At 45.4% G+C, this 13,129-nt stretch carries 10 protein-coding genes; 7 read left to right on the forward strand and 3 right to left on the reverse strand.

The window, feature by feature from the left end; all coding sequences use genetic code 11:
- Positions 1-4: 4 nt before the first annotated feature.
- Positions 5-748, reverse strand: a complete 744-nt coding sequence (locus D8S93_RS05255; RefSeq protein ID WP_152812314.1) for a sporulation protein — start codon at positions 746-748, stop codon at positions 5-7.
- Positions 749-995: 247 nt separating this feature from the next.
- On the opposite strand from D8S93_RS05255, the gene hutC reads away from it, so the two are divergent.
- The 6 genes from hutC to D8S93_RS05285 all read left to right on the forward strand — a co-directional run bounded on the left by hutC (position 996) and on the right by D8S93_RS05285 (position 8,476).
- Positions 996-1,703 carry a histidine utilization repressor gene (gene hutC / locus D8S93_RS05260; RefSeq protein WP_006743323.1) on the forward strand — a complete coding sequence of 236 codons (708 nt, stop codon included), beginning with the start codon at positions 996-998 and terminating at the stop codon, positions 1,701-1,703.
- Positions 1,704-1,832: 129 nt separating this feature from the next.
- On the forward strand, positions 1,833-3,083 hold the full coding sequence (hutI, locus tag D8S93_RS05265; protein ID WP_152812316.1) for an imidazolonepropionase: 1,251 nt from the start codon (positions 1,833-1,835) through the stop codon (positions 3,081-3,083).
- A 1-nt stretch (position 3,084) separates the two neighbouring features.
- Entirely contained in the window at positions 3,085-4,095 is a 1,011-nt protein-coding gene (gene hutG, locus D8S93_RS05270) for a formimidoylglutamase (protein ID WP_085343159.1), read from the forward strand.
- Positions 4,096-4,168: 73 nt separating this feature from the next.
- Positions 4,169-5,866 carry a urocanate hydratase gene (gene hutU, locus D8S93_RS05275; protein ID WP_152812318.1) on the forward strand — a complete coding sequence of 566 codons (1,698 nt, stop codon included), beginning with the start codon at positions 4,169-4,171 and terminating at the stop codon, positions 5,864-5,866.
- Between the two features lie 11 nt (positions 5,867-5,877).
- A complete protein-coding gene (gene hutH, locus D8S93_RS05280) occupies positions 5,878-7,413 on the forward strand; it encodes a histidine ammonia-lyase (RefSeq protein ID WP_152812320.1) in 1,536 nt (511 codons plus the stop codon).
- A gap of 337 nt (positions 7,414-7,750) precedes the next feature.
- Entirely contained in the window at positions 7,751-8,476 is a 726-nt protein-coding gene (locus tag D8S93_RS05285; RefSeq protein WP_005395883.1) for a DUF3581 domain-containing protein, read from the forward strand.
- A gap of 110 nt (positions 8,477-8,586) precedes the next feature.
- Here the strand turns inward: D8S93_RS05285 and D8S93_RS05290 are convergent, their stop codons facing one another.
- Together D8S93_RS05290 and D8S93_RS05295 are read right to left on the reverse strand one after the other, a co-directional pair.
- Entirely contained in the window at positions 8,587-9,048 is a 462-nt protein-coding gene (locus D8S93_RS05290) for a methyltransferase family protein (protein ID WP_053807257.1), read from the reverse strand.
- 73 nt (positions 9,049-9,121) lie between these two features.
- Positions 9,122-12,157 (reverse strand): FAD-binding and (Fe-S)-binding domain-containing protein, encoded by a 3,036-nt coding sequence (locus tag D8S93_RS05295; protein ID WP_152812322.1) that lies wholly within the window; start codon positions 12,155-12,157, stop codon positions 9,122-9,124.
- 264 nt (positions 12,158-12,421) lie between these two features.
- On the opposite strand from D8S93_RS05295, the gene D8S93_RS05300 reads away from it, so the two are divergent.
- Positions 12,422-13,102 carry a DUF3334 family protein gene (locus D8S93_RS05300; RefSeq protein ID WP_006742601.1) on the forward strand — a complete coding sequence of 227 codons (681 nt, stop codon included), beginning with the start codon at positions 12,422-12,424 and terminating at the stop codon, positions 13,100-13,102.
- Positions 13,103-13,129: the final 27 nt, after the last annotated feature.

Here is a 13,129-nt window from a genome sequence, read left to right on the forward strand (position 1 = left end):
AGAACTATAGATTTAGCGTTGGTGCGACCGCGGCAGCGACTTGAGCATCAGTTGCATTGATCGGCAATGTAAACGAGCGATATTGGTCACCAGCCAAGCTGAGCGAACGGTCAATCTCCGCCAAACAATGCATGACCTGCCCTTCCAGAATAAAAGAAAGCTCAATTTCTTTTGATGAGATAAAACCATTATTGCGGAACTCTAGCTCTTGATAAATTCCAGAGCGAGAAGCAAACGAGCCACCGCGCAAAAAGCCTTTTTCAACATCGGCTTTAACCATAGTGAAACCAGCTTGCTCGATCGCTTGAATAACGCGAGATGCTACTGGTAGTGGTTTCACTTCAATATAGTCACGGTCACGCGGGTCAATCGCAAAATCAATATCTAACGTCGTTTCAACCCAAACATGGCATTGATTTTTAAGTGCGCTAACCGCAGTAATTGGAGTTTCATCATGCAGTTTTAGCTCAAACGGAACCTGCTTCTCTTCATTAGGTTGAATCACAAAGGGGTCTACCGCCTTCAGCTGATCAATAGTGAACGTTTGGTAACTTACGCTATCATCCACTTCAACTTTCATCTCTGTGTTCAATTTAATCGTAATAGCATCAATTTGTTGTTCGACGTCTCCGCCTTTGATATGAACATGCCCTTTCAGCGTCTCTCCTTGAAAAACGCTCATTTCGTCTAAAATCGTATCTACTTTTGCAGAACCGATCCCCAGTGATGCTTTCAATTTTTTAAACATGTTTTTCCTTTTTAGCGACTTTTCTTCTCATAATCGTTTGTTTACACAATTGTTTTATACTCTGCAAGCAATAGACCACAAGAAAATGTTCGAATTCCATCATCAATCCAAATAATACTCAGCAGCAAGAGTCATTCAGCCTCACAATAGGATTGTTCTGTCACTAAGTGGGGCATTCGTCGAGAAATGTTTGCAATTTGTACCTAAATTAAGCAGTATTTGTATAGTCAAATAAAAGGGAACCATTATGTCTGCACCACTCTACATTCAAATCAAACAATTTATCCTCGATAAAATTGATGCTGGAGAGTGGATAGTCGGTCATCGCATCGCTACTGAGATTGAGCTTACCGAGCAATTTGGTGTTAGTAGAATGACAGTGAACAAAGCAATTCGGGACTTAGTTAATGAGGGCCGATTACAACGTCGCCCACGCTTAGGTACGTTTGTGTGTGATCCTGGTGAAAAGTCAGAATCTCCTCTGTTAGACATTCGAAATATTGCCGAAGAAGTCAGCGACCGAGGGCGACAATATAGCAGTAAAGTGCTCAAACAAGTTGCCATAAAAGCAGATGACAGCATCGCGACAAAACTCGGCGTCATGCTTGGCACAACGGTGTTTTACAGTGAAATCATTCACTATGAAGACCAAACGCCTATTCAATTGGAACTCCGCTGGGTGAACAGCCAATATGCCCCGAGTTATTTAAATCAAGACTTCACACAAATCACTCCGAATCAATACCTGTCAGATAATTGCCCACTCAGCGCTATTGAACATACCGTAGAGGCAATTGTGCCTGACGGCCGTATTAAGCAAGACTTAAAAATGCAAGCCAATGAGCCTTGCCTTCTCTTGAATCGCAGAACGTGGAGCCAAGATAAGTTAGTCAGTACCGCCCTACTTTATCACCCTGGTAACAAATATAAGCTGAGCTCAAAAGTGCTCATTTAATGACAAGATTGGTCCTATAGATCTACGTTTTGATCACATTTTAGCAACATCAATCTTGTCAGTGTTCTTATTTTGCTCTATTTATTTGTATATACATTTAATGATACAAATAAACACAGGGACACAAACATGGATTTGCTGATTGAAAACGCACGTCTGGTCACCATGCAACCGGGAGAGCGCGGTTATCTGCCAACGTCTCCTGCTCGTATTGGCATTCAATCTGGAAAAATCGTTGCGATCAGCACCTGTGTAATTGGTGAAGACGAACCGCAAACTGAGTCTCTGCTGTCTGCCCAGCATTACGCTCAGAGTATCGACCTTCAAGGCAAGTTAGTTCTGCCAGGTTTGATCGACTGCCACACTCATCTTATTTATGCGGGCAATCGTGCCAACGAATTTGAAATGCGCTTAAACGGCGTGCCATATCAAGAAATTTCCAAACAAGGCGGTGGGATACTTTCAACGGTGCATGCGACGCGTTCAGCAACCGAAGCGCAATTAGTTGAGTTAGCGTTGCCACGTTTAGACGGGCTACTCGCGAGCGGCGTCACTTCTGTCGAAGTGAAATCAGGCTACGGATTGACACTGAATGACGAAGTAAAAATGCTCCGTGCAGCCAAAATGCTTGAACAAGAGCGCAAAGTTAAAATCACCACTACACTTCTTGCCGCTCACGCCATTCCGCCTGAGTTCCAAGGCCGTGCAGATGACTATATTGAGCACATTTGTCAGGACATAATCCCTGTTGTCGCAAAGGAAGAATTAGCCACGAGTGTCGATGTTTTTTGTGAATCGATTGGTTTCAATCTTGAACAAACAGAAAAAGTGTTTGTAGCTGCAAAACGCCACGGCTTAAAGGTTAAAGGGCATACAGAGCAACTTTCGAATCTCGGTGGTACAGCCCTCACTGCGCAATACAACGGTCTGTCAGCGGATCACATCGAGTTTTTAGATGAGCAAGGTGTTAAAGCACTTGCTCGCTCAAACACTGTCGCCACTCTACTGCCTGGCGCTTTTTATTTTCTAAGAGAAACTCAGTTACCACCGATTGAGTTGTTGAGAGAGCATAACGTGCCGATGGCAATTGCTACGGATGTCAACCCAGGTACATCACCGTTTTCTGATCTCACACTCATGCTGAATATGGCGTGCACACTATTTCGCCTTACGCCGCAAGAAGCTCTGCGTGGTGTAACGCAACATGCAGCCAAAGCTCTGGGTTATCAAAACTCACGTGGCACCATCAAAGTAGGGTTTGATGCGGACTTCTCTATCTGGGATATCGAAAGTCCTGCAGATTTAAGCTATCAAGTCGGAACAAAACGTCTAGTAGGTCGTATAGTAAATGGTGAATACATTTCACACGGAGGCCAATAATATGTCTCAATTCGACCTACACTCCCCCCTATTTCATTGGCAAGGCCGTCATGATGCCGAGGACGGCAAACTTGGTCAGCGAATTCATCACGTGGTTCAACGCCAGAAAGCAGATGAGTTAGGGGCAGTTGCGCATGGCGTCTCATTGCTGGGTTTTGCTACCGACGCTGGCGTAGCCAGAAACAAAGGACGCATTGGTGCGAAAAAAGCGCCAGATTTAATCCGACGAGCACTCGCTAATTTAGCATGGCACCAAGACGTCCCACTATATGACTTAGGCACCGTGGTGTGCGAAGACGACTTACTGGAAGAGAGCCAATCTCTATGTGCGGCAACCATTTCAAGCGCACTACCTCATACGCCTGTCATCGTGTTAGGTGGGGGGCATGAGATTGCGTGGGCCTCGTTTTCCGGCTTAGCGGAGTATTTTAAAGCGCACTATCCAGAGAAGAAGCCTAAAATCGGTATCATAAATTTCGATGCGCATTTCGATTTACGCGCATTCGAGAGCAGCATCGCCGACATCAAACCAAGCTCTGGCACTCCCTTCAACCAAATTCATCATTTTTGCCAACGCAATGATTGGGACTTTCATTACGCTTGCATTGGCGTAAGCCGCAGTAGCAACACTAAAGCGCTGTTTGAAAAAGCAGATGCGTTAAATGTTTGGTATGTAGAAGACAATCAGCTTTGTTACCTAAACCACAGTTATCACTTAACTCAGCTTCAACATTTTATTGACGACTGTGATTACCTCTATTTGACCATTGATCTGGATGTATTTCCTGCGGCAACCGCACCCGGGGTCAGCGCCCCTGCGGCTCGGGGAGTGAGTTACGACACTATTGCACCCTTTTTAGATCGAATTCTTCATTACAAAAATAAGCTCATGCTGGCTGATATCGCCGAATACAACCCTAATTATGACGTCGATAGTCAAACTGCACGCTTAGCTGCCCGTTTGTGTTGGGATATCGCCAACGCGATGGCGGAAAAGCAACACAAACCATAACGCATCCTAGATGCCACTTATTATTACGACCAAGCAAGTACTTGGTCATCACGAGAAACTAAAGGAGTCTGAAATGACACAGCGCCAGGGACAAGATCCACGACTTGATACAAGCAGAACAATTCGTGCACCTCACGGAGATAAACTGCGCGCAAAATCTTGGCTAACCGAAGCCCCTCTTCGTATGCTGATGAACAACCTCGATCCTGATGTTGCAGAACATCCACATTCGCTGGTTGTATATGGCGGCATTGGCCGTGCGGCACGAAACTGGGAATGTTACGACAAGATTGTTGAAGTACTTGAAAGACTCGAAGATGACCAAACGCTTTTAGTTCAATCAGGCAAGCCTGTTGGTGTTTTCCCTACCCATAAAAACGCCCCACGCGTGCTTATCGCAAACTCAAACCTCGTTCCTCATTGGGCAAACTGGGAACACTTCAACGAGCTCGATAAACAAGGCTTGATGATGTACGGCCAAATGACCGCTGGCAGCTGGATATACATTGGCTCACAAGGCATCGTCCAAGGCACATACGAAACATTCGTATCTGTTGCGAAAAAGCACTTTGACGGCGAAGCAAAAGGCCGATGGATTCTAACTGGCGGTCTTGGTGGTATGGGTGGTGCTCAGCCTCTAGCTGGTACGATGGCGGGCTTCTCCATGATTGCGGTAGAGTGTGATGAATCGCGTATCGATTACCGCCTACGTACAGGCTATGTCGATAAGAAAGCGACATCTTTAGATGAAGCGCTTGCTATCATCAAAGAATCAGACACACCAGTATCAGTTGGTCTACTAGGTAATGCAGCAGACGTTTTCTCTGAGTTGGTAGAACGTAATATCACGCCTGATGTAGTAACAGACCAAACGTCTGCACACGATCCGCTCAATGGCTACTTACCACAAGGCTGGAGCATGTCTCACGCTGCAGAAATGCGTTTGCAAGATGAAGCAATGATCGTTAAAGCAGCCAAAAAATCCATGGCAGTGCAAGTTCAAGCCATGTTAGAGCTACAAAATCGCGGCGCCGCAACACTCGACTACGGTAACAACATCCGCCAAATGGCTCTGGAAGAAGGCGTAGAAAACGCATTTGATTTCCCTGGCTTCGTTCCAGCCTACATTCGCCCTCTATTCTGCGAAGGTATTGGTCCTTTCCGCTGGGCCGCTCTCTCTGGCGATCCTGAGGATATCTATAAAACCGACCAAAAAGTAAAAGAGCTAATTCCAGATAATCCGCACTTACATAACTGGCTAGATATGGCGCGCGAGCGCATTCAGTTCCAAGGTTTACCTGCACGTATTTGCTGGGTTGGTCTTAAAGATCGTGAGCGTCTTGGTCAAGCATTCAATGAAATGGTGAAAAATGGCGAACTTAAGGCGCCCGTTGTCATTGGTCGTGACCACTTAGACTCTGGCTCCGTAGCAAGCCCGAACCGAGAAACCGAAGGCATGATGGACGGTTCTGACGCCGTATCAGACTGGCCACTATTAAACGCGCTACTCAACACAGCGGGCGGTGCAACTTGGGTTTCACTGCACCACGGTGGCGGCGTAGGTATGGGCTTCTCGCAACACTCAGGTATGGTTATCTGCTGTGACGGCAGTGAAGATGCCTCAAAACGTATTGCCCGCGTGCTGCATAACGACCCAGCAACAGGCGTGATGCGTCATGCTGATGCGGGATACGACATTGCTAAACAATGTGCAGCAGAGCAAGGGCTAGATTTGCCAATGCTCAACGAAGAACTGAAGAAGCTCAAGTAAGGATGAAAGAGATGTTAAATTTAACGCTAAAGCCAGGTCATATTAGCTTAAACGAACTACGCCAAGTGAGCCGTTCACCAGTCAACCTTACTTTGGATCCTGAAGCCATTCCGGCCATTGAAGAAAGCACGCAAGTCGTGGAGCGTGTCATCGCGGAAGATAGAACGGTTTACGGAATTAACACTGGTTTTGGTCTATTGGCTAACACACGAATAGCACCAGAAGATTTAGAAACTCTGCAACGCAGTATCGTTCTTTCTCATGCGGCAGGTATCGGTGAGTTTATGTCAGATGAAACGGTTCGTCTGATGATGGTATTAAAAATCAATAGTCTGTCTCGTGGTTTTTCTGGTATTCGCCTAAAAGTCATTAATATGCTGACCGATCTAGTTAACGCACAAGTTTACCCTTGTGTACCTAAAAAGGGCTCTGTTGGCGCCTCAGGTGACTTAGCTCCTCTGGCCCATATGAGCACAGTATTACTAGGTGAAGGACAAGCTCGTCACAACGGTAATATCATTTCTGGGCAAGAAGCATTAAAAATCGCAGGTCTAGAACCCATAACTCTGGCACCGAAAGAAGGCTTAGCGCTGCTAAATGGTACCCAGGCATCAACAGCGTTCGCATTAGAAGGTCTGTTTATCGCGGAAGATCTTTTCGCTTCGGCTACAGTATGTGGCGCAATGTCTGTCGAAGCCGCTCTCGGCAGCCGACGTCCATTCGATCCGCGCATTCATCGTGTACGTGGTCATCGCAGCCAAATGGACGCTGCACTGGCCTATCGTCATCTATTGGATACATCAAGTGACATTGGTGATTCGCATACTAACTGTGAAAAAGTGCAAGACCCGTATTCGTTGCGTTGTCAGCCTCAAGTAATGGGGGCGTGTTTGCAGCAAATCCGCAACGCTGCAGAAGTATTGCAAGTAGAAGCAAACTCCGTATCAGATAACCCGTTGGTGTTTGCTGAAGATGACGACATCATCTCTGGCGGTAACTTCCACGCTGAGCCTGTTGCAATGGCAGCTGACAACCTAGCACTGGCGATTGCTGAGATCGGCAGCCTGTCTGAACGTCGTATGGCATTGCTTATCGATAGCGCATTATCAAAATTACCACCGTTCTTAGTCGATAATGGTGGTGTGAACTCTGGTTTCATGATTGCCCAAGTCACCTCTGCTGCGCTAGCAAGCGAAAACAAAACGCTCGCTCACCCAGCGTCAGTAGACAGCTTGCCAACATCAGCAAACCAAGAAGATCACGTTTCAATGGCAACCTTCGCGGCTCGCAGATTGAAAGAAATGGGAGAAAACACTCGCGGTATTCTAGCGGTCGAATACCTATCAGCAGCACAAGGCCTAGACTTTAGAGCACCAAACAAGTCTTCTGAGCGTATCGAGACTGCCAAACAAATGTTGCGTGAAAAAGTATCGTTCTACGATAAAGATCGCTACTTTGCGCCGGACATTGAACAGGCGAATACTCTGCTTAAGCTGGCTATCCACAACACGCTCATGCCAGAGAGTCTGTTACCAAGTATTCAGTAATCCAGCATTACCAGCACTTAATCTAAAAACCGGATGATAATTTGAAGGCTCCACGTTTCGCGTGGAGCTTTTTTATCTCCTCATTAAACGTATTCCCAGCGATCTTTATGAACACTTGCATATTGTTATTGCTATACTTTTAAAAATAGCCGACGTAATAAAGTCGCTGTTTATTGCTTTCACAAATAAAAGCGTTGCTAAAGTATGCGTTTTTAACGATTTATCCGCCGAAATAGTGTCTTATTGTTAGGATACGGTGAAGTTTTCACTGGATGGACCATTGCTACGCAGATATTCGCATATAATCCCACACAGTTTTGGTTACTACGTAAAAATTATGTTTCTAACACCTTATTTTTCAAACACTAATCACCAGTTTCAGTTCACTCGCGAACAAGCAAGCCACTTTGCAAAACGTGTCGCAGGTGACTATAACCCAATCCACGATGAAGACAACAAACGCTTTTGTGTCCCTGGGGACTTACTTTTCGCAGTGCTTCTTAGTAAAGAAGGCGTCAGCCAAAAGATGCGTTTTAACTTCTCTGGCATGGTAAACGATGGTGTAGCACTTCATATTGAAAATAAGTGTGAAAAAGAAAGCGCCGTTGTTGACGAGGCAGGTAAAGAATACTTACACATGTCCCGTGAAGGTGAGACTAATCACGATCCCGCATTTATTGAGCATGTCGTAACAAATTACGTGCAATTCTCTGGCATGAACTTCCCTCACATCATGGTTCCTCTTATGGAAGAGAAGCAAATGATGATCAACTGCCAACGTCCATTAGTTATTTATGAAAGCATGGAAGTTGAATTTTCACGCTTAGACCTTACGCATCCTGAAGTGGATTTCACTGGCGCAACGTTCGACGTGGAAGGCAAACGTGGGGTAGTCACCTTAAACTTTGCGTTCAAAGAAGACGGTGAAGTCGTTGGCAAAGGCATCAAACGCATGGTTGCAAGCGGCTTGAAGCCATATGACCAAGAAGCGGTTGACGATCTTGTACGCCGTTTCAATGAACGTAAGGATGCATTCCTAGCAAAGTTCGTTAAGGCAGCCTAATCGACTGCCCTATCAGAAGCGCTCAAAAAACGTGTTTACTAAAAGAAAGCCCAACGTCGATCGTTGGGCTTTCTTTTTATGTCTCATCCAAATGAAACCGAACTCGACGCTCAAATCCAGCGGCGGACGTGGTTTTTATAATCCACATACTCTTCACCAAACAATCGCTCTAGAACACGTTCCTCTGGCTTGATTTGAAATCGATTCATATAACTGACAAATACAACGCTACAAAGCACCACACTCAAGTGCTGCCACCACAAACCAATTGCAATGATTAGAAGCAGTAGCGCCATATACATCGGGTTGCGCGAAAAAGAAAATACGCCAGTTCTCACCACGGAAGAGGCCGTGTCAGGCTTTACAGGGTTAACCGTCGTTTTTACTTTATGGAATTCATACACACCAGCAATGCCCATATAACCAGAGAGCAAAGTTAACCCACCAACCACAACCTCGACAAAGGGCACGCTAATATTCAGGCTCGGCACCAGAACTGTCAGTCCATACATGAGTAGTATGACCAACAAAAACACCGCAACAGGTGGGACTTTGAGTTCAAGTTTTCTCAAGATTCATATCCTTTGAAATTGTTGTATGTGACTTCTAAAAAAGCCCAGTAAAACTGGGCTTAATTTGATGTGATTATATCAAAGTTAACAGTGCCTGAACGGGATGTTTGGGCTTTGTTCCTTCAAAGCGTTTCACTTGGCTGCGGCAAGAGTAGCCAGTAATCAAACATCTCTCGTTATCTAACTTATCTAAGCTTGGCTTCCAGCTTAAATTGTAAATGTCTTTCGACATCGACAACTTATCGACCTCGTGACCAAACGTACCCGCCATACCACAACAACCAACCGGTACCGTATTTAAAACCGCACCAAAGTGAGCAAAAATAGCGCCCCACTCTTTTTCCGCATTCGGCATTTTGGTTTTTTCAGTACAGTGCGCAAACAGATACCAAGGTTCCTGCGCGTTATGCTCTCCGCTTTCAAACGCTTCTAGTCTTGGGTAAAGCCATTCGTGGGCCGTTAGTACATCGAAATCACCTCGCTTACTGCCAAGTACTTCAGCGTATTCATCTCGATAACACAGCACCAATGCAGGGTCGACACCAACTAATGGAATATCCAGATCCGCTACCATCGCCAAAAACTTCGCTGTATCGGCTGCTGTATCCTTAAACTGACGTAGAAAGCCTTTAATGTGTTGTGCTTTACCGTTCGGCTTAAATGGCAGAAGCACCGGATGCATGCCCAGCTTTTTCAATAATTTAACGAAGTCTTCTACAACATCGGCGTCGTAGTAGCTAGTGAATGGGTCTTGAACAATTAAAACATGCTTGCTCTTTTCAGACGAAGACAAACCGCTGAGCGCTTGCAGATCATAAGGCGTTGTCAGCGACTCTACTCGTTGTTTCAATGTAGGTACTGATAACAACGGCGCATCGACATACCCAACTGTTGAAGCCGTTAAGCTCTTGACCCACGACTGCTTCAAAACACCGTTTACGACACCTGGCGCTTTCGCCATCATTGGTAGCATAGTTTCAATATTGGCAACCAAATAATCTTTTGCTGGGCGTTGGTAGCGCGAGTGATAGATGTTTAAAAAGCGGGAGCGGAAGCTTGGGACATCCACTTTAATCGGACACTGGCTCGCACACGCTTTACACGCTAAACAACCATTCATCGCTTCATACACTTCGTGGGAGAAATCGTATTCGTGACGACGATTGATAGAATGACGTACACGGTCAATCATGGTTTTGATTGATGTTTTGTTTTCTAGCGTTTGCTTTTCTAAGTCAAGAATATCAATGCCTTGTTCAGTGAGCTGACGCAGCCACTCGCGAACCAAACTCGCACGACCTTTCGGTGAATGACGACGATCGGCTGTTACTTTCATCGATGGACACATTGGCGAGCTGGTATCGTAGTTAAAACACAAACCGTTACCGTTACATTCCATCGCTTGCTTAAAGCTATCACGCACTTGTACGTCAATCTGACGGTCATAGTAGCCACGTTTGGTATCAGTGACTTTTACTAACTCTGCATCGCTATCAAGCGGCGTACAGATTTTACCCGGGTTCATTTTGTTGTGTGGATCGAATGCCGCTTTCACACGTCTCAGTTCAGTAAACAACTCGTCGCCGAAAAACTCAGGGCCATATTCTGAACGGAAACCTTTGCCGTGTTCACCCCACATCAAACCGCCGTATTTCGCCACCAGCTTAACCACTTCATCAGAAACTTCGTGCATCAATGCTTCTTGGTGCGGGTCACACAGATCCAACGCAGGACGCACATGCAGCACCCCTGCATCCACATGACCAAACATGCCGTAATTCAGCGATTTACTATCTAATAGTTCGCGAAACTCAACAATGAAATCAGCCAAGTTTTCTGGTGGCACACAGGTATCTTCAGCGAATGCGACCGGTTTAGCGCGGCCTTTTGCTGCGCCTAACAAACCCACCGCTTTTTTACGCATGTTGTAAATACGCCCGATACTCGCTACATCGTTACAGACTTGGTAACCGATGATGCCCGCTTCTTCTGTTTCCAGCATGGTATCGAGCTTGGCGGTCAGCGCTGCAACCTGCGCTGCAACTTCTTCTTCGTCCTGACCTGCATATTCCACCATATTGATGCCAAGCATCTCTTTATTTGGAACATCGGTAAGCAAATCACTCACGGTGTGCCAGACGATATCTTGCTTCGCGAGATTAAGCACTTTCGAGTCAACGGTTTCTACAGATAGCGCTTTCGCTTCGACCATAAACGGTGCATTACGCAGCGCAGAGTCAAAACTGTTGTATTTAACGTTAACCAAAGTACGTGCTTTCGGAATTGGCGTCAGGTTTAGCTTCGCTTCGGTAATAAATGCCAATGAACCTTCCGCGCCACACAGTACTCGTGTGATATCGAAACGATCATCGTCTTCATCTAGCGCGTTCTTTAAGTCATAGCCCGTTAGGAAGCGGTTGAGAGGAGGAAATTTATCCACGATCTGCTGGCGTTTTTCACGACATACGGATTCCGTAACTCGTAGCGCCTTGGCAGCAAACTCGCCTTCTTTTGGGTAGCCGTTGGACAGATCTGATTCTAAAACTGAGCCATCAGCAAACACCGCTTGTAGCGACAAAACATGATCGGATGTTTTTCCGTATTTCAGAGAGCCTTGACCAGAAGCATCAGTGTTGACCATACCGCCAATCGTGGCACGGTTACTGGTTGATAAATCCGGAGAGAAGAAGTAACCGTAAGGGCGAACCGCATCATTTAACTGGTCTTTCACTACACCAGTTTGTACACGAACCCAGCCTTCTTTCTCATTAATCTCAAGCACTTTGTTCATGTGGCGAGACATATCCACCACAATACCTTTGGTTAGCGACTGACCATTGGTCCCTGTGCCGCCACCACGAGGTGAAAAGGTAATTCGTTCGTACTTTTCTTTATTGCTCAGTTTCCCGAGGAGAGAAACATCTTCTGTCGTTTTGGGATGAACGACAGACTGAGGAAGTTGCTGGTAAACACTGTTGTCAGTGGCAACCGCTAATCGGCTTGAATATTGGCTTTCGATATCACCAGTGAATCCGGCGTGCTCAAGCTCTTTCAGAAAACTAAGAACAAGAGGATCGACATCAGTTTGCGAGTGTAATCTTGGTAACATTTGCTTCCTGCCCCTACGACGCTGAATCCGATCAGCTGCGGGTTATGTAATTATTTGCTCACTTCTCATACAAGTTGGCGTTCAGCGAAACAAAACACCACAAAAGAGTAAGTGAAGTAATATTCTTTGAATTTCGTCACTTTACAACATTTAAAAAGACGAGCAAATCAGAATCTCGATACAATAATTAAACTTATGCTTTATTTTTTCACGCTTGATGCCTTACATTGGGGAACGAATCGCGTTTCTAGATGAGTTTTCAGAATGAAAAAGAATAAAATTGTGACCACTGAAGATATCCTTCTCAAACTTTGCCAGTCTGTTTCTGGCGTCCTTACTTCGGCGACATCTTCTCAAGTAAATTACTCTGCAATGGTGCAAAAAATCCACAAGACTAGCCTCAAGCCAGATTTTGGCTGTTTTGTTCTGTTTGATGGCGGGTTTACCGGGCTAGTCGTAATTAATTTTACGGCAAAAGCCGCATTAGAGATCTACACCAACTACATGCGTAATATGGGTATGCCAGAAGAAGAACTGGCAATATCTCATACTTCTGACGAGGTGGGAGATGTTCTGGGTGAACTAATGAACCAACTGGTTGGAGATTTCACCAATAAAATTCGTAAAGAGCTGCAAACGAACATCACACAAAACCAGCCAAAAATGATGGCGCTGAATAAGCAAGTCATCTTACAAGTGGATACCAACCTTGACCGCCCTCAAGCTCGCCGAGTGACGTTCTCCACCGAAAATAACAACATTTTCTACCTAGAGTTGGCAATGGACAAAACTGAGTTCATCCAACTAGAAGAGTTTGAAATCGCAGAAGACGAAAATCCAGACGATATTTTAGAAGCAACACGTAAAAATATGGCTGAGAAAGAATCTAAATCGTCGAGTTCGAACGATGACGCCGATGATTTACTCAACCAGCTCGGGTTGTAATTCCAACTAATCTTAATGAAGAATGGC

This window comes from Vibrio sp. VGrn 2 (assembly GCF_009361695.1).
GTDB classification, from domain to species: domain Bacteria; phylum Pseudomonadota; class Gammaproteobacteria; order Enterobacterales; family Vibrionaceae; genus Vibrio; species Vibrio diabolicus.

Bases quoted from the DNA above. Each gene is read 5' to 3' on its own strand.
- D8S93_RS05255 (WP_152812314.1), bottom strand. From the start codon at position 748: ATGTTTAAAAAATTGAAAGCATCACTGGGGATCGGTTCTGCAAAAGTA.
- hutC (WP_006743323.1), top strand. From the start codon at position 996: ATGTCTGCACCACTCTACATTCAAATCAAACAATTTATCCTCGATAAA.
- hutI (WP_152812316.1), top strand. From the start codon at position 1,833: ATGGATTTGCTGATTGAAAACGCACGTCTGGTCACCATGCAACCGGGA.
- hutG (WP_085343159.1), top strand. From the start codon at position 3,085: ATGTCTCAATTCGACCTACACTCCCCCCTATTTCATTGGCAAGGCCGT.
- hutU (WP_152812318.1), top strand. From the start codon at position 4,169: ATGACACAGCGCCAGGGACAAGATCCACGACTTGATACAAGCAGAACA.
- hutH (WP_152812320.1), top strand. From the start codon at position 5,878: ATGTTAAATTTAACGCTAAAGCCAGGTCATATTAGCTTAAACGAACTA.
- D8S93_RS05285 (WP_005395883.1), top strand. From the start codon at position 7,751: ATGTTTCTAACACCTTATTTTTCAAACACTAATCACCAGTTTCAGTTC.
- D8S93_RS05295 (WP_152812322.1), bottom strand. From the start codon at position 12,157: ATGTTACCAAGATTACACTCGCAAACTGATGTCGATCCTCTTGTTCTT.
- D8S93_RS05300 (WP_006742601.1), top strand. From the start codon at position 12,422: ATGAAAAAGAATAAAATTGTGACCACTGAAGATATCCTTCTCAAACTT.